This window comes from Apilactobacillus pseudapinorum (assembly GCF_040369555.1).
In the GTDB taxonomy this organism is placed as follows: Bacteria; Bacillota; Bacilli; order Lactobacillales; family Lactobacillaceae; genus Apilactobacillus.
Genome location: NZ_BAABVU010000012.1, coordinates 234,446 through 249,721, shown reverse-complemented (window position 1 = coordinate 249,721; position 15,276 = coordinate 234,446). Strand labels below are relative to the sequence as shown.

Below are 15,276 nucleotides of genomic sequence, written 5' to 3'. Positions count from 1 at the left end.
TGAATTCTCCCTGGAAGACGACTACAAATTAACTTGTCTCTAAATAACAAATATTATTGTATATCTAGAGTAGACAAGTGTCAACTGAAAAATGACAATTATTTGTCATTAGTCTTTTCAAGTCTTTCTTGTAAGTCAATGATGGTATCCATTGCAGCAGCAAATTCATCGTCAGAGTAGTTTAAACGGTTTAGACAACCTTGAACAGCTTGCAAGATAGGTTCTTTTTTTTCATTTCCTAATTCAGTTAAGTGAATTAGGACACGACGTTCATCAGCTTTATCACGATTTCTGGTAATCCAACCAGCTTTTTCTAGTCGTTTCAATAATGGAGTAAGAGTCCCATTAGATAATCCTAGTTTTTGGCTTAAGAAGTTAACGGTAACACCATCTTTTTCCCATAATGATAATAGAGTAATGTATTGAACGTAAGTTAAGTTAAATTCGTCTAAAGGTTCTTGATAAAATTTGTTAAATAGTTGATGTGCGCGTGAAATTTGAAAACAAATTTGATCGTTTAATGTAATTTCTTTGGGCATAATACACATGCTCCTTTCATTTGTTGTTCGGTGGTTTGTTTAGCAAGTGATTATATTGTATACAATATTAAAGAATATCACTATTTTGAAATTATTCAACAAAATAAGCACTGGGAATCACTCCGCAGTGCTTATTTAATGCTGCTTTTATGCTAATTTAGTAACTTTTTGTTTTTTAGCTTTTTTGTTATTACGTTTCGCGATTAATTCATCATCAGTTGGGAATTTTCTAAAGTAAACAAAGATAATAAATGCAATCACGAAGAAAACGATAGCGTAGATGATAGATCCAGCAATTATTTTATTAAGTGTTAAACGAGTCATCATATGTTTCATACCATCTTGGATTTGCATTTCAACAAAGAAAAAGTTGAAAGGATTGTAAATTAGTTCACGATGAACGTAAATGAAAATCATGAATAATCCAGCAATTCCTTCGGTAATAAAGGTAAGTGATACACCAAAAGCAATTGAACTGTACCAAGTCTTACAAAAACCGATTACCATCATCACAAATGATTCAAAGATGAAGAAATAAGCAATGTTTCCTAGTGTAGCCCATTGTAATTCAAGTGCGACCTTACCAGCTAAAACGTTTTCTGGAAAGATTAAGTACTTCATGAAAATGATAGTAATTACTGCAACAGCAAGTAGAATGAAGTAACTAGCTAAGATAGTAATCACTTTAGAAAAGAAAATGGTAACTTTACTATGTTTTGCCATATTTTCACGAATTTGTTTGTTGCTGTCCACCCCTGCAAATCTGGTGGTAGTAATAATAGTAGCAAGTAGTGTTATCACAGTGGTGATACCACCTAGAGAATTCATTAATTTCCAAGCATCAAGGGTCTTTGTATTCTTACCAATGATAGCCATTAAAATAGTAACAATGAATAAGAAAGCAACCATGCCAACAAAAATGATACGGTTCTTTTTGTTCATTTCTTGTTTTAATAAATCAACCAATATATTGGCCTCCAAATCTTATACGTTAATTATCATATGATGAGTTTATCACTTTTAGTCTCTGTTTCCAATAAAAAAACGACCTATCCAAAAATAGATCGTCTTTAAGGGGCGTAGAAATTTTAGACATTTCTGTGGTTGTATACTAGATAGGTAATTAATAAAAAGATGACTCCCCAAATAATTGTACCGATTTCCATTTGAGTTAATGAAAGTTGGGTAATTTGTTTATATTCAGGAATTGAGAATTGTCTCATAATATTTAGGAAGTTTAACGGATTATATTTAACCAATTCTAATTTATCCATTAAAATACCCAGGAAGACATTCATAATATTAGCGACAAAGTAAAATACTAAACCAAAAGCAATAGCAACGGCATTGCTTTTGAAAATATTACTAATAAGCAATACGATAGATACCATTAGGAAAAGGTAGAATGCCATTCCACCAAGATAAGAGAACATATCATTCCATTGTAGTTTACGATTTTCATTAAATAAGATGTTACCAATTCCAGTTGAGATAAATGCAATTACAACTAGGTAAAGGAACATTAACACGGCCATAATTAATTTAGAAATTAGAATTTGACCACGAGAGAATTGTCTAGCAAATAGATACTTAATAGTATTATTTGAGAAATCACTTGTAAGTAAAGAACTTGCAAATACGATCATTGCTACTAATGTCATAGATAATCCGTTACCAAACATTCTAGCACTGGAATTTATTGCGCTAGTGGCAGCACTATTGTGATAGAAATAACCGCTTAATAGTGAGATAGCAAGGACAATAATTCCCCAACCCATGTAAAATTTACCATGAATTTGTTTATACAATTCTTGTCTGATTAAAGTTAACATTATTTGGCCTCCTTAGTATTGTCGTCTGTTAGAAGTTTTAATAATGATTCTTCTAAATCGACTTGATTTCTTGCAACGTTAATGATTTCAATGCCAGCTTGATTTAGTGCTGAAAGACCGGCATTCATCGCGGTAGAATCTTCGTTGTCAGGAATTTCTATGTTTTTGTCATAAACAGTTACTTCAAAACCAGCAGCTTCTAAAGCGGCTTTACCATCTTCAATGTTTGTAACTTCGAATTTGATAGTCTTAGGACCTTCTGATAGGAATGAATTAGAATCAGCTTTTTTAATAACTTTACCATGGTTAATTACAACATAGTAGTCGGCAATTCTGGATAATTCATCTAGTAAATGACTAGAAATTAGTATGCTAATACCGCGTTTAGCAAGTTTAACTAATAAATCACGTAAGTCATGAGTTGATTGAGGGTCTAGACCGTTCATAGGTTCATCCAAGATAAGTAGCTTAGGATGATTTAGTAGTGAAATAGCAATTCCTAGACGTTGTTTCATACCTAATGAATATTTCTTGGCTTTTTTATCAGCGAATTCAATGATTTGAGTTTCTTCCATTATTTGTTGAATTTCTTCTTCAGTAGTAGATCCATCATTGAATAATTTCAAATTTTGTCTACCAGTTAGGTTTAGGTATGGAGCTGGTGATTCAATCATTGATCCTACATTGGCTAAACTTTTACGTTTGTTTGTAGTTAATAATTCTCCATTAATTTTAATTGATCCAGAAGAATAGTTGGTTAGGCCAACTATGCTCTTCATGATAGTTGATTTACCAGCACCGTTAGGACCAATTAGTCCTAGGATAGTTCCTGGTTCGATGTCAAAAGACACATCGTATAAAGCTTGTTTTCTTCCAAAAAACTTGTCTAAACTTTTAACTTCAAGTGTTTTCATAGTGCATCTCCTTTATAGCAATGGTTAATTACTCATGTAGCTAACTATATGTATTTTTTGCTTGAAAGTCAATAGTATTGATCGAAAATTAAGAAAACTTTAAAACCTTTGTATTCAACATTATGTCAGGTTTTATTTCAATTCTGAAATAAAATGTAATATTCCTGTAACAATACTCTAACCTTACAGTAAAAAAGCTGGGTTACATTGATGAAGTAACTTAAGGAGGGAAAACATTATATGCATTCGAATAATAAAATGATTACCTTTACTGTATTGGTTTCATTATTGATTGCGACATTGTTTTTATTACCACATATTAAGGCAAACGCAGATGTAGTTGCAAGTCAACAAAACGTTACTTCAACAACGCAAAACAACATTCAAGAAACAGCAAATACACAAACTACTAATGTGAATAAAGTTAAGAAACATGGCAAGAAGATTCTTAGTTCTACTAAGATTAAAAAACATTCTTCATCAAAATTACATAAACGTCTTTCTGCTGCTAACTCAGCAGCCAAAGCATTTATTGCAAACCATGAATCTGGTGGATCGTACACAGCAAGTAATGGTACTTGTTACGGTAAATACCAATTAGCAATTAGTTACTACCATGGTAACTTCTCACACAAGAACCAAGAAAGACTAGCTGACAAGTATGTTAAGAGTCGTTATGGCTCATGGGTCGCAGCCAAAGCGTTTTGGTTAGCCCACAGCTGGTATTAATAAAAAGAACCTAGTAATAGGTTCTTTTTTTGTACAAATTACAATCTAGTATTGAAAACTAGATGACGTGGTTATATAATGAAATAAATCAATAACGAGGTATTTATTATATGAACAACGATTTTACAAAAAAGACAACTGAATCAGTTAAGCAAAAGTTTAACTGGATAAAAGACAAGACATACTACTTATTAAATGAAATCTTTAGTGCAGTTACCCATGGAATTGGTGCATTACTCGCAATTATTGGTTCAATCGCATTAATCATTCATGGTTTTAATGTTGGTGGAGCAATGCGTATCACTAGTTTTATTATTTACGCTGTAACATTATTTGTATTTTACATGGCGTCAACCATGTTTCATAGTTTATATTTCACTAAGGTGGAAAAGTTATTTCAAATTTTTGATCACTCCGCCATCTACCTATTAATTGCTGGAACATACACCCCATATTGCTTAATCGCAATAGGTGGTTGGCTAGGTTGGTTAATTCTATCAGTGATTTGGGTAATGACCGTGTTAGGGATTATCTACAAGTCACTTTGGATGGGTAAATTAAAGACGCTTTCTACTATTATTTATGTGGTGATGGGATGGATGTGTTTACTAGGAATTGTTGATTTATACCATTATCTAGGTGTTCAAGGATTCTTCTTATTATTATTTGGGGGAATCGCATTTACACTAGGGGCATTAATTTACAGTATCCCTAAGATTCCATTTGGCCACGTTATCTGGCACGTCTTTGTAATGATTGGAACCATCCTAATGTACTTCTCAATTTACTTCTATGTATAAAAATAACGCTAGGTTAGTGATATACTAACTTAGCGTTTTTATTTTGCACTGAATAGATTTAAAATCACTACTCCGGCAACAATTAAGATGATGCCTAAAGCACTCATGATATTAATTTGTTCTTTATATACTAATGATGCGATTGCGGTGGTAGCGAGAATACCTAGAGCACTCCAATTGGCGTATGCGATATTAAGCGGAATTTTAATCATTGCGATAGATAAAAAGTAAAAACATAATGTGAATGAGATTAATGATCCGATTGTGGGTAGTAATTTCGAAAAACCCATCGACATCTTCAATAGATTCGTTCCGATTAGCTCCCCAATGATTGCCATTAACAAGAATAAATAATAAAACATATTAATTTACCTCGCCTTCAAATAATATTATCCTTATAAGTAAATAATATCACTTACGAATTTGTTTGTTTATCAAAAAAATAATAAAAAAGGTTTACTTACAAAAAGTAAGTGTTATAATTAAAATAATCAATTAAACAATAAAGGAGATTTAACTCATGAAAACAGAATTATTAGATTTACAAAAACAACGTCGTACTATCTACGCTTTAGGTCGTAACGTTGAACAAAGCAAAGAAGAACTATCAAACTTCATTAAGGAAACTATCAAGCAAGCTCCATCAGCTTTTAACAGTCAATCAACTCGTGCCGTTATCCTATTTAACGACTACCAAGACAAGATTTGGGACATCGTATTAGATAACCTAAAGCCACATCTAAAGGATGAAGAAGCTGTTAAGGCAACTACTGACAAGGTATCCGGTTTCAAGAACGGTTACGCAACTATCCTATTCTTCACTGACATGGACGTTGTTCACGGTCTAGAAAAGAACTTCCCAGCATACGCTGACAACTTCTACGACTGGTCAGAACAAGCTCAAGGTAATGCTCAATACGCTGTATGGACTGGTTTAGCTGAAAACGGTCTAGGTGCTAACCTACAACATTACAACCCACTAATCGACGAAGACGTTGCTAAGGAATTCGATATTCCAGCAAGTTGGAGACTACGTGGTCAAATGGTATTCGGTTCAATCGAAGCCCCAGCACAAGCTAAGGACTACATGGACGACGAAGATCGTTTCAAGATTTTTAAATAATTAAAACCCAATAAATAAAAACCAAAAAAGACTAGGTTCAATCGAACCTAGTCTTTTTCATTACTGTTTTGTACCTTTAGTACCACGGGGGTTATTGTTGGTAGGAGTATCATTATTACTCTGTTTACCCATATGGCGTTTCTTTGATAGATCTTTTAAGCTTTGCATTGCTTTAGCATTACGAATACTTTCAGGAGTGAAATTGTGACTGTTTGAGAAGTCTTCCACACGTTGACGTAATTCGTAGTACCAAGGACGTTTGGCATGCGTAGGGTAAGAAATGATTACCAAATGGTCATCTACATATTGACCTAAGTAAATTTGTGAAATTTCCTTATGAGTGTCTTTAGCTAAGTTTTCGATCCATTCAGTATCATGTCCCATTCTATCCAAGACATCATTGTTAACAGTTCCATCAGTAATAATTGGGTAGCTTAATGTTTCATCGCCGAACGTTGTAATGGTTAATTGACCATTTTGTTCTAGCACGGCTGATTTAACATCTTGGAAGTTGCTAACACCTTTAGTTCTTAACTTGAAGGATAAGTCAGCAGCTGACATTCCGTTTTTTAATGCGGTATCAACGTTTACAATTCCGTTTGTAATAATGTTTTGTGGTTCACCAGCGAAAATCCGTCTGAATAATGGGAACTGACGACTAAGAATGCGACTAGTGAAGATAACCAATGACCAAATTAATAGAACGATGAAGAATTGTAGGGTACCGATTTGTTCGTTGTAAATCATACCCCCGATAATTCCCCCTAATACATAGTTTTGGACTTGGTCAACGGCGTTAGAAGGAGCCAAGTTACCTTTACCAGAAAGGTTGATTTGGATTACTAACATGACAAACCCAATTAAGAACTTAAATAGAATTTCCATGTATTCAGAATTTAGACCACCAATTGTAAGCGATGGTTCATCGTGGTAACTAATCTTAGTAGGGATTAGTTGAATTGGTTGAAGTTGGTAACTGTTAAAACTAGCGTTAAATGTAGCTTGGTAAAATTTGCTACTGACTTTAACCGTCATTCCGTTAGTTAATTGTGGTGAGCTAACGTAAATTTTAGATGTAGAAATATGTTTGCTACGACTGATGGCTTTGACCATTTCAGTAGTTTGTGAGTTTTGCGAAGAAGAATTTCTTTGTTGCAAAATGTTACTAAACCCAATTGAAATTGCTAAAACCGCAACCAAAGTCATTGTAATAAATAAGTCACGATACTTTAAGTTGGTCCGATCGCGCATATATTTGAATCCATTAAAGATAATCAATAATCCAACCACAACAGCGAGTGCTAATAATAAGTATGTAACTAAGCTGTTGGGATGGGTTAGATAGTTGTATGAATATAAATCCATGTCATCACCTATATCCTTTTTTATTATTAGTATATTCATTATTATAGGACCTTTTTTATTTTTAAACCATGGCTTGTAATGCTCCGGTAACATTTTTTCACAATATTGAAACACTGTTGTTGCTGATATGTAGCATTTTGTCACTATAATGAAGTCAATCATTAAGAAAGTTTAAAGATTTTAGAAGACGAGGAAATGACTATGAATAAAACAACTATTAAAATATTAATATCACTGACAATGACTGTAGCAATGGCATTTGTCATGCTTTTTCCTGCAAATGAAACTACTGCCAGTGCCAATAGTTCAAAATACGTTAGTATTTATAATGTTGCGAATTCAAAATTAGGTACTCGTTATGTATATGGATCAACTGGTCCAAGTAGTTTTGATTGCTCTGGCTTCGTCAGATACATATTCAAACACGGTGCTAACAAAAATCTTGCTAGAACCGCGCAAGCTCAATACAACACCACTAAAAAAATCAGTAAAAAACAATTAAAAAAAGGTGATCTAGTTTTCATCGGTGCTTCTACTAAGAGTATTTACCACGTAGGGATGTACATCGGTAACGGTGAAATGATTGACGCGCAAAACAGAGGAGTGGTAAAAGAAAGCATTCACGCTCCATGGTGGCACGTCGTTGGATACACTCGTGCAATCTAATTAAAAGGACATAACATTTGGTTATGTCTTTTTTTGTGTTGATTTTTAGGCCACAAATAAGTATAGTTAGTTACATAAGTAATTAACTTTTAAAATACATATAGGGATGGATTGAAATGAATAAATTATATTGGAATCAAGTTGAATATAATAAGATAAAGCTTTATTTTACTTGTACCCGTAATGGGATTACGTTCATTAATAATCCCAATGCTGGAATATCTAATATTTACAATTTTTATCCAGAATTGGATGCTGAATTTTGTTTTAATAAACAAGTAACGGGACCGTATAAAGATGAAATAAAAGCATTTTTGGAAGGCGACAGAAAGTCATTTCAAATTCAAACTGATATGATCAATCCAGACTTCAGTGCCATTTATCAGGCAATTCAAGAAATCGAGTATGGACACACAATTACATTTAAACAATTTTGTCAGCAACACCCATTCGATGAGGGCGACGTCAAGGAAGCCATCCTGAATAACCCATTAATCATGATTATTCCATCTCATCGAATTTTAGGAGTCGACTACGCGAATAGTTACCGTAAGTTGGCAGATTTTAATCAATTACTATTAAGTATTGAACAAGAATAGGTGGATATCATGAAAAAATTACCAGAATCAGTTAAGATAGTGTGGCTATATGCTGCATTAATTACATTAGCAGTCGAAATTATCGTTTTTGCCGGCGCCTTTGTGGCGGTTAGATTTCTTGATTGGCCATATGTACAATATGTTCCACTAGTACTAGGAATAATTTTTGTGATGTACACCACGATTGAAATGGCATTAATTCCTTATCGTTATGCATTTCATTCTTATGCGATTTATGAAGATCATATTGAAATTAGTCGTGGTTTTATTTTTAGATGTCAATCAACTATTCCAATCGCAAGAGTCCAAAACGTTGATATTGAACAGGGCCCACTATTGATGATTAAAGATTTACATGAAATTAGCATTGATACTTCCGGATCATCTCATTCAATTGATGCGGTGACTAAGGAAGAATCAAAACGCATTAAGCAACGAGTAATGGAATTAGCAATGGAGGCGCGCAATGCACAATAAACTTTTAAGTCCATTTGCATTTGTCTACTATATCCGTGGTCTCATCTACATGGTTCCAGTTAGTTTTTTGATTGCTAGCTGGATACATATTAACTCAGTCATGATGATATCTATCATATTAACATTGTTATTTGTGAGCGACGCTTTATCATATTTTTACTTTCGTTATTCCATCTTAGATGATCAAATCGTGATTAAAAAAGGAATCTTTTTTAAGAAAACGATTCACATTCCATTTTCAAGAATTCAATCAATTCAACATAATCAATTATTTCTTTTAAAACCTTTCAATATCGAATCAATTAAGATAGAAACCGCAGGAAAAAGTTCTGAAGATGGTAACGAACTAACAGCAGTTAACGTTCAAGTTGGTGAGTACCTAGAACAAAAGCATCGTGAATTCGTTCATCCAACTAGTGATGAATCAGTAGTTGAAGAAAAACAGCAAGAAGCTGAAGAAACCACCAGTTCAGATAACAGTTACACTGCCGGAATAAAAGACATTGTTCTTTTTAGTTTTACTAATCTTAAGCTGCTCTACTTTTTTGTATTTTTACTATCAAGATTCAGTGGCGATTTCTTTTCATCAGCCGTTGACGATGCTGCAAACAAACTTAGTCATATGAGTGTAGCAGTGATTATCGCTAGTGTAATCATGGGGGTTTTATTAGCGCAAACGTTAGTAGTTGTATATAACGTGATTAAATATTTTGATTTTACATTGTCCAAAAAAGATAAATATTTAGAAATTGAAATGGGATTACTATCACGCAGTAAAATCCGTGTTTCCACCAACCGAATTCAAAGCGTGTTGGTAGAACAAAACTTATTGCAAAAGTGGATTCACATCAGCACCGTTAGAATCGTGCTTGCGACTGATGAATCTTCGAAAGATGATAGTGGTAAAGAATTAGCAATTGCTTTACCGAACCTGTTTGCAAAGGATTTTTCAAAACGATTTAAAGAATACTTTGGATGGGTGCCATTACAATATGTAGAATCATTTAAACCAACAATTAGAGCATGGTGGATATTTAGCCGTAATCTATCATGGTTAGTGCTTGTTCCAATAATCTCGATGTGCTTCTCCGATAATGAAGTCAAAATCATTTTAGCTTTGATTGCTGTCTTAATTTTATTGTTGATTGTAGGAAATGCTCATTTTAAATATAAAAGTACGGAAGTTAGTTTATCCGGGGATGGTAAAGATGATAGTATGGTGATCAATACAAGTCGATTATTGAATAAACGTCAATATTATATCGGCTGGCATCAAGTTCAAGCGATGCGGATTCGTCAATCTATTTGGATGAAGAAGACTCAATTAGCCCATATTGAAGTGATTATACGTAGTGGGATGACTGGGAAAACCGTCACTGCTAAATATTTACCTGTCAAAGTCGCACAAAAGGTGTATGATTGGTATCGTCAATAGAAAAATAGCGTAAATTTAAATTAAATCGTGTACAAACTATTGACACAAGATGTTAAACGAGTATCATATATCTTGTAATATAAATAAAGGGGGTTCATTTTTATGAAACTAACTATTACAGATGCAGCAAAAGAAAAGATTCAAAACAAGATTCAAGGTGACGCTAAGTTCTTCTTGAGTTTAGATGATGGTGTTGGAAACTTCTCTGACGCAGGATCATGTGCAATTGATACATCTTTTGATTTCATTGCAGTTAACCCTGATTTAGACGACAAAGATTTTAATGCAGAAATGGACTCAGATTTAGGTCCAGTATTCTACAAAGACTACAGTGGCTCATTCCTAGAACAAAACTTGAAGTTCGATGTAATGTACAATGCATTGGTACTAAAAGGTGATTCAGGTATGATCGACGGTAACGTACCAGTAGTCGACAAGAGAAACTAAAAACAATTATAAAAACTAAGCTTAAGTAACAAAACAATTATGGGTAAAAAAGACGACTGATTCAGTCGTCTTTTTTTGTGTCGTTATTTTGATGTTTAACGCTTAATGGGTTTGAATTGAGTGAAACAATATTTTGGTGAATGATAATAAATCGGCTAAATTACCCTTAACCGTATTCTTAGAAACAAATTTACGTTTCTTTAAATCATCTTCCCAACTAGCAACATCTTTATAAAATTGATCCTTATTGAAATGCATAATATCCACCCTCTCTATTTTTAATTACCTTGTATATTTTTATAAATTAATTATAATCTAATTATAAGCTCATTGTATTCTCATTTTTATAGATGTCAATATCTAAGTAAGGAGAGTTGTTTATGATCCAAATTTTAAAAAATAAAGCGGTCTTTGGACTGCTAGGAAGCACCTTTTTTCAAGTGCTAGGAATTAGCCTCTTTAATATGATATTGCTTATCCTGGCGAAGTCTAGCAATCAACCATCTTTATGGGTGACGATTGCGTCCATCGCATCAACAATCCCAGGAGTTTTATCTGCAGTATTAGGTAAAATCGCTGGTGATTTAACCAATAAAGCTAGATGGGTGATTTTATTAACATTCGCTCAATCAGCATTTTTCTTGTTTTTATTTACCGTTTTTCTTTCACACAATCCAAGTGAATTAGGAATTGCGATTGGAATTAATTTAGTCTCAGATATTGTAGGGGTAGTGATTGGACTATTAAAACTACCAATCATCCAAAATAAAGTACCTAAGGAATTAAGACAACAAACAATTGGTATTTATGACAGTATTGGTTTGATTATGCAACCCATCGGTCAAGCGATTGGATTATCGTACATAGCGTCAACCGGGAATTACACACTAGGAAGCTTCATTAATGCGGCGACCTTTTTCATTTCTGGATGTATTTTATTCCTATCAAGAAAAAAACTTATCTTATGTTGAACCCAAAAGAGAAGCAAGTGAAAAATCTGGCAAAGGACGTGGCTTTAAAAAAGCTTTATCTTCACTGGGTAATATTACCGGATTACCTATCATTCGTATTTTGGGAGCATTGGTCATCTTAAATGCACTGGGTGCAAGTATTGATGGGATTTTAAATCTATATATATTGGAACATCCACAAGTTAGTCCACTAGGCTTTGGATTGACAATCTTAATTATTAATATCATTTTTGTGTTCGGAAATGTTTTAGGTTCTGTGATTGTCCATGATTTCTTGAAAAATACTAGTATTCAAAAATTATTGCTACTAGCAGCAGGACTACTAGGGATTTTCTTTATCATTTTGATGTTTAATTTAAGTGTCTTCGTTATTATTATCGTTTTATTCAGTATCATGTACGTGCTAGGTAAAATTAATCCAAAACTATCTGCAATGTTAATGGACAATGTTGATTCGGCATCATTAAGTACCATTTTAGGGATTTTAAATAGTAGTTTAACGGTTGCGACACCAATTGGTAGTATCTTCTTAGTTGGTGGTTACACCTTAATTGGAAAGAACCCGGTTTTAAGCATTAGTTTGTTCATGATTATGGTAGTTATCATTTTATTATCAATCAGAGTGAAACCGAAAGAATTAGGTTAATTCAATATTTATATAAAATAAACGAAAGTAGGTTAGATAAATGATAAAAAAATACTGGCATAGTCAATTTAAATGGTTATTCTTATCTGGTGCATTACAAAGTATTGGGAGTAGTCTTTTTGGAATAGTACTATTAATGATGATTGCTGATAACTTTACTGGATCAGAAAGAGGATGGTTAATCACTGCCGCTTCTTTCGTAAATATTATTCCTTCTGTATTAAATTTTTTAACTGGATATTACGCAGACAAAACTAGCAAAAAGATCAGAATGTCGAGAATAATTAGATGTGTACAGATGTTTATATATGTATTGATAGCATTATTTGCAAAAAGTTTATCTATTTATTCGGTGATTTTCATTTTAGTAATAATTTCATTTTCCAAAGTAAGTGGTAGTTACGCTGGAGGACTTCTATACGAAAAAGAAATAGAGGTAGTTGACGATAATGATAGGGAACAAATAATTTCTTGGAGTTCCGGAAGTATTTCAACATTATCAATGGTATCTCAACTAATTGGTCCTAGTATTTTAGTATTAATCAATTACAAATATGAATATTTTGCATTACTTAATGCACTCATTTTTGGTATTAGTGCCTTATTATTGGGCAACTTAAGTGAATCTTCTAGACATACTGGGTCAACAAAGAATCCTATTACTGAAGATAAGAAATCATCTAATACTACTTTTTTAGGAGCTTTAAAAACGATTTTTTCCATTCCATTATTGGGATGTTATATTTCGGTTTATGCCGTCGCGGGGATCGTAGGGTCTGCATTAGAAAATGTATTCTCCTTATATTTTGCAAATTATCAACAACAACAAATTAGTTCTTTTGGTTTTACGATTGCTCTTGTCGGAGTAGTATTTTCAGTTGCTGAGGTTCTGGGAGCTCTTTTCCCACTATCTGTGTTTAAAAAGATTTCTTTTCTAAATTTAGTTGGTTTACAGACATTCATTTTGTTATTAGGTGTTGTCGTAGCTGAATTGTTTTTATCAACATATGTATTTTTAGTTTTACTATTTTTAGCTGGATTTTTACAAGGAAAGGCTGGGCCAAAACTAAATGCATGGATTATGAATCAAGATATAACAGATAATATTGCACTTTCTCTGGGACTTATCTCAACTACTATGACATTCACACTACCGATAGGCCAACTAATATTCATGAGTGTTGCGAATATATGGACAGTTACTCTTAGTTTAGAATTAATGGCAATATACATGCTGGTTCTATTGGCATACATTGTTTTTATTAATTATAAGGTTAAAAAAAGCAATTAATTAAGAGAAAAATTACTAACATTAAAGATAGAGATTATCTCTCTGGTGAGATAATCTCTATCTTTTTTATTTATTATAAAGTTTGATCAACTTGCTTCTTCATATTCGATTAATACAAAAAATGGGAGAAATGTTACCGGTTGAATACCGGATTAATTCCTCCCATAAAATCGCATGACCATCATTGAACTTTAGGAGTTCAGGTCATCTTTTTTTATTTTTATTTTACCTCAAAAAACGGTGTCTATTTGACTATGCTTCTTGAGCTTATTTTCCTACGTTAATTGGCATAGCGCGATCTCCTTTCTTGACAATTAGGAAAGATCTTGTTGTTAACCATCAAACAAAAATCTTTCGATAATTGTTTTTTTATTCCTAAGTTGTCTAAAAAGTGATCTCTTTATCATAATGCGATTGTTTATGGATTATTTACTAATAACCTTCTTTGAATCAGCAATAAAATTCGAGATTACAGAAACATTAGACAATTCATTATTAATCCAAATATAAAATAGTTTCATGCGATAATCTCCTTACTTTTTGGATTTAACGAATAAGACTTGATAAGTCACGTGACAGAATGCTTAATCGTTAAACGTATTATATTCCTTTTTTTAATTATTTCAACAAATTATACCAAAAAACTTATTATTGCATAATTTTACATCGAATTTAGTTGACGATTCAAGATACTTTCAAATCAAATCCATTCTTGATAGAATGCTAACAATAAGTAAGCAAAAGGAGAGTTTTATAATGGCAAAAATTTTAGTAATTGGAGCCCATGGTAATGTGGGAATTCATATTGTAGAAAAACTAGGACAAGCAGGCGACCAAGTCTTAGCAGGGGTTCGAAGCGAAAAGCAATTTGGCGAATATGCTGAATTTGAAAACGTTCAACCAATTGAATTCGATTTAAACGGCACGATTGAAGATATGGCTAAGCTATATCAAGATAATCAAGTTGAACAAATCATCTTCTCTGCTGGTTCTGGTGGTGCGACTGGTGATGATCAAACCATGATTATTGATTTAGATGGTGCGATTAAATCAATGTTAGCTGCTAAGCAATCAGGAGTAAAACGTTACCTAATGATTAGTGCAATGGGTGCGGATGATCGTAGTTTCTGGGCGGATTCAGGACTACATGCATACTACATTGCTAAACATTATGCCGATGTTCATTTACGCAATAGTGGTCTAGACTACACAATTGTTAGACCATCTGCACTGACTTTTGACGACCAAACTGATCAAGTCCAAGTTGTTGAAGAGCGTGAAGCAGGGATGAGTATCGCAAGATTAGATGTTGCTCAATTCGTAGTCGATGCAATTCACAATGACCAAACAATTCACCAAATTTTAGAAATCACTTCAAAATAGCTTGATTGTATAAATTAGCTTGTCGGAACTGACTTCATGTGATATTGTTATTTGAGTTA

The 15,276-nt window shown here is 33.1% G+C and carries 19 protein-coding genes; 12 read left to right on the top strand and 7 right to left on the bottom strand.

Annotation, left to right across the window (positions count from 1 at the left end):
- Positions 1-98: 98 nt before the first annotated feature.
- The 4 genes from ABWU86_RS02685 to ABWU86_RS02670 all read right to left on the bottom strand — a co-directional run bounded on the left by ABWU86_RS02685 (position 99) and on the right by ABWU86_RS02670 (position 3,285).
- Positions 99-539, bottom strand: coding sequence for a MarR family winged helix-turn-helix transcriptional regulator (locus ABWU86_RS02685; RefSeq protein ID WP_293794025.1), 441 nt, complete (start codon positions 537-539; stop codon positions 99-101).
- A gap of 147 nt (positions 540-686) precedes the next feature.
- On the bottom strand, positions 687-1,505 hold the full coding sequence (locus tag ABWU86_RS02680; protein ID WP_353321269.1) for a hypothetical protein: 819 nt from the start codon (positions 1,503-1,505) through the stop codon (positions 687-689).
- A 122-nt stretch (positions 1,506-1,627) separates the two neighbouring features.
- Positions 1,628-2,371: an ABC transporter permease gene (locus ABWU86_RS02675; protein ID WP_293794029.1), complete on the bottom strand. Its 744-nt coding sequence runs from the start codon at positions 2,369-2,371 to the stop codon at positions 1,628-1,630.
- Positions 2,371-3,285, bottom strand: a complete 915-nt coding sequence (locus tag ABWU86_RS02670) for an ABC transporter ATP-binding protein (RefSeq protein ID WP_293794031.1) — start codon at positions 3,283-3,285, stop codon at positions 2,371-2,373. The genes ABWU86_RS02675 and ABWU86_RS02670 overlap by 1 nt, the downstream gene beginning before the upstream one ends.
- Positions 3,286-3,525: 240 nt before the next feature.
- Between ABWU86_RS02670 and ABWU86_RS07030 the strand changes: the two genes are divergently transcribed.
- Positions 3,526-4,014, top strand: coding sequence for an aggregation-promoting factor C-terminal-like domain-containing protein (locus tag ABWU86_RS07030; RefSeq protein ID WP_293794032.1), 489 nt, complete (start codon positions 3,526-3,528; stop codon positions 4,012-4,014).
- A gap of 110 nt (positions 4,015-4,124) precedes the next feature.
- A complete protein-coding gene (gene trhA / locus ABWU86_RS02660; RefSeq protein WP_293794034.1) occupies positions 4,125-4,814 on the top strand; it encodes a PAQR family membrane homeostasis protein TrhA in 690 nt (229 codons plus the stop codon).
- A 38-nt stretch (positions 4,815-4,852) separates the two neighbouring features.
- On the opposite strand, the gene ABWU86_RS02655 is transcribed toward trhA, so the two are convergent.
- Entirely contained in the window at positions 4,853-5,176 is a 324-nt protein-coding gene (locus ABWU86_RS02655) for a DMT family transporter (RefSeq protein ID WP_353321266.1), read from the bottom strand.
- Positions 5,177-5,334: 158 nt separating this feature from the next.
- On the opposite strand from ABWU86_RS02655, the gene ABWU86_RS02650 reads away from it, so the two are divergent.
- Positions 5,335-5,937 carry a nitroreductase family protein gene (locus tag ABWU86_RS02650; RefSeq protein ID WP_293794039.1) on the top strand — a complete coding sequence of 201 codons (603 nt, stop codon included), beginning with the start codon at positions 5,335-5,337 and terminating at the stop codon, positions 5,935-5,937.
- 60 nt (positions 5,938-5,997) lie between these two features.
- On the opposite strand, the gene ABWU86_RS02645 is transcribed toward ABWU86_RS02650, so the two are convergent.
- The gene (locus ABWU86_RS02645) at positions 5,998-7,302 is read right to left on the bottom strand and encodes a DUF3290 family protein (RefSeq protein WP_353321263.1); all 1,305 of its coding nucleotides are present in this window, start codon (positions 7,300-7,302) and stop codon (positions 5,998-6,000) included.
- Positions 7,303-7,503: 201 nt separating this feature from the next.
- Between ABWU86_RS02645 and ABWU86_RS02640 the strand changes: the two genes are divergently transcribed.
- The 5 genes from ABWU86_RS02640 to ABWU86_RS02620 all read left to right on the top strand — a co-directional run bounded on the left by ABWU86_RS02640 (position 7,504) and on the right by ABWU86_RS02620 (position 10,926).
- Entirely contained in the window at positions 7,504-7,968 is a 465-nt protein-coding gene (locus ABWU86_RS02640; RefSeq protein ID WP_293794043.1) for a C40 family peptidase, read from the top strand.
- A 116-nt stretch (positions 7,969-8,084) separates the two neighbouring features.
- Positions 8,085-8,567: an MGMT family protein gene (locus ABWU86_RS02635; protein ID WP_293794044.1), complete on the top strand. Its 483-nt coding sequence runs from the start codon at positions 8,085-8,087 to the stop codon at positions 8,565-8,567.
- 9 nt (positions 8,568-8,576) lie between these two features.
- On the top strand, positions 8,577-9,044 hold the full coding sequence (locus ABWU86_RS02630; RefSeq protein ID WP_293794045.1) for a PH domain-containing protein: 468 nt from the start codon (positions 8,577-8,579) through the stop codon (positions 9,042-9,044).
- Positions 9,034-10,479: a PH domain-containing protein gene (locus ABWU86_RS02625; protein ID WP_293794047.1), complete on the top strand. Its 1,446-nt coding sequence runs from the start codon at positions 9,034-9,036 to the stop codon at positions 10,477-10,479. The genes ABWU86_RS02630 and ABWU86_RS02625 overlap by 11 nt, the downstream gene beginning before the upstream one ends.
- 102 nt (positions 10,480-10,581) lie before the next feature.
- Positions 10,582-10,926: an iron-sulfur cluster biosynthesis family protein gene (locus ABWU86_RS02620; protein ID WP_053950477.1), complete on the top strand. Its 345-nt coding sequence runs from the start codon at positions 10,582-10,584 to the stop codon at positions 10,924-10,926.
- Positions 10,927-11,028: 102 nt separating this feature from the next.
- Here the strand turns inward: ABWU86_RS02620 and ABWU86_RS02615 are convergent, their stop codons facing one another.
- Entirely contained in the window at positions 11,029-11,184 is a 156-nt protein-coding gene (locus ABWU86_RS02615; protein ID WP_353321259.1) for a hypothetical protein, read from the bottom strand.
- A gap of 122 nt (positions 11,185-11,306) precedes the next feature.
- Between ABWU86_RS02615 and ABWU86_RS02610 the strand changes: the two genes are divergently transcribed.
- From ABWU86_RS02610 to ABWU86_RS02595, 4 genes are all read left to right on the top strand, one after another.
- Entirely contained in the window at positions 11,307-11,897 is a 591-nt protein-coding gene (locus tag ABWU86_RS02610; RefSeq protein WP_353321257.1) for an MFS transporter, read from the top strand.
- Positions 11,830-12,543 (top strand): MFS transporter, encoded by a 714-nt coding sequence (locus ABWU86_RS02605; protein ID WP_353321255.1) that lies wholly within the window; start codon positions 11,830-11,832, stop codon positions 12,541-12,543. The genes ABWU86_RS02610 and ABWU86_RS02605 overlap by 68 nt, the downstream gene beginning before the upstream one ends.
- 40 nt (positions 12,544-12,583) lie before the next feature.
- Positions 12,584-13,834, top strand: coding sequence for an MFS transporter (locus ABWU86_RS02600; protein ID WP_293794285.1), 1,251 nt, complete (start codon positions 12,584-12,586; stop codon positions 13,832-13,834).
- Positions 13,835-14,590: 756 nt separating this feature from the next.
- Positions 14,591-15,217, top strand: a complete 627-nt coding sequence (locus ABWU86_RS02595; protein ID WP_293794284.1) for an SDR family oxidoreductase — start codon at positions 14,591-14,593, stop codon at positions 15,215-15,217.
- The last annotated feature ends 59 nt before the right edge of the window (positions 15,218-15,276 follow it).

Bases quoted from the DNA above. Each gene is read 5' to 3' on its own strand.
- ABWU86_RS02655 (WP_353321266.1), bottom strand. From the start codon at position 5,176: ATGTTTTATTATTTATTCTTGTTAATGGCAATCATTGGGGAGCTAATC.
- ABWU86_RS02685 (WP_293794025.1), bottom strand. From the start codon at position 539: ATGCCCAAAGAAATTACATTAAACGATCAAATTTGTTTTCAAATTTCA.
- ABWU86_RS02630 (WP_293794045.1), top strand. From the start codon at position 8,577: ATGAAAAAATTACCAGAATCAGTTAAGATAGTGTGGCTATATGCTGCA.
- ABWU86_RS02610 (WP_353321257.1), top strand. From the start codon at position 11,307: ATGATCCAAATTTTAAAAAATAAAGCGGTCTTTGGACTGCTAGGAAGC.
- ABWU86_RS02625 (WP_293794047.1), top strand. From the start codon at position 9,034: ATGCACAATAAACTTTTAAGTCCATTTGCATTTGTCTACTATATCCGT.
- ABWU86_RS02640 (WP_293794043.1), top strand. From the start codon at position 7,504: ATGAATAAAACAACTATTAAAATATTAATATCACTGACAATGACTGTA.
- ABWU86_RS02635 (WP_293794044.1), top strand. From the start codon at position 8,085: ATGAATAAATTATATTGGAATCAAGTTGAATATAATAAGATAAAGCTT.
- trhA (WP_293794034.1), top strand. From the start codon at position 4,125: ATGAACAACGATTTTACAAAAAAGACAACTGAATCAGTTAAGCAAAAG.
- ABWU86_RS02600 (WP_293794285.1), top strand. From the start codon at position 12,584: ATGATAAAAAAATACTGGCATAGTCAATTTAAATGGTTATTCTTATCT.
- ABWU86_RS02675 (WP_293794029.1), bottom strand. From the start codon at position 2,371: ATGTTAACTTTAATCAGACAAGAATTGTATAAACAAATTCATGGTAAA.
- ABWU86_RS02670 (WP_293794031.1), bottom strand. From the start codon at position 3,285: ATGAAAACACTTGAAGTTAAAAGTTTAGACAAGTTTTTTGGAAGAAAA.
- ABWU86_RS02605 (WP_353321255.1), top strand. From the start codon at position 11,830: ATGCGGCGACCTTTTTCATTTCTGGATGTATTTTATTCCTATCAAGAA.
- ABWU86_RS02620 (WP_053950477.1), top strand. From the start codon at position 10,582: ATGAAACTAACTATTACAGATGCAGCAAAAGAAAAGATTCAAAACAAG.
- ABWU86_RS02615 (WP_353321259.1), bottom strand. From the start codon at position 11,184: ATGCATTTCAATAAGGATCAATTTTATAAAGATGTTGCTAGTTGGGAA.
- ABWU86_RS07030 (WP_293794032.1), top strand. From the start codon at position 3,526: ATGCATTCGAATAATAAAATGATTACCTTTACTGTATTGGTTTCATTA.
- ABWU86_RS02650 (WP_293794039.1), top strand. From the start codon at position 5,335: ATGAAAACAGAATTATTAGATTTACAAAAACAACGTCGTACTATCTAC.
- ABWU86_RS02595 (WP_293794284.1), top strand. From the start codon at position 14,591: ATGGCAAAAATTTTAGTAATTGGAGCCCATGGTAATGTGGGAATTCAT.
- ABWU86_RS02645 (WP_353321263.1), bottom strand. From the start codon at position 7,302: ATGGATTTATATTCATACAACTATCTAACCCATCCCAACAGCTTAGTT.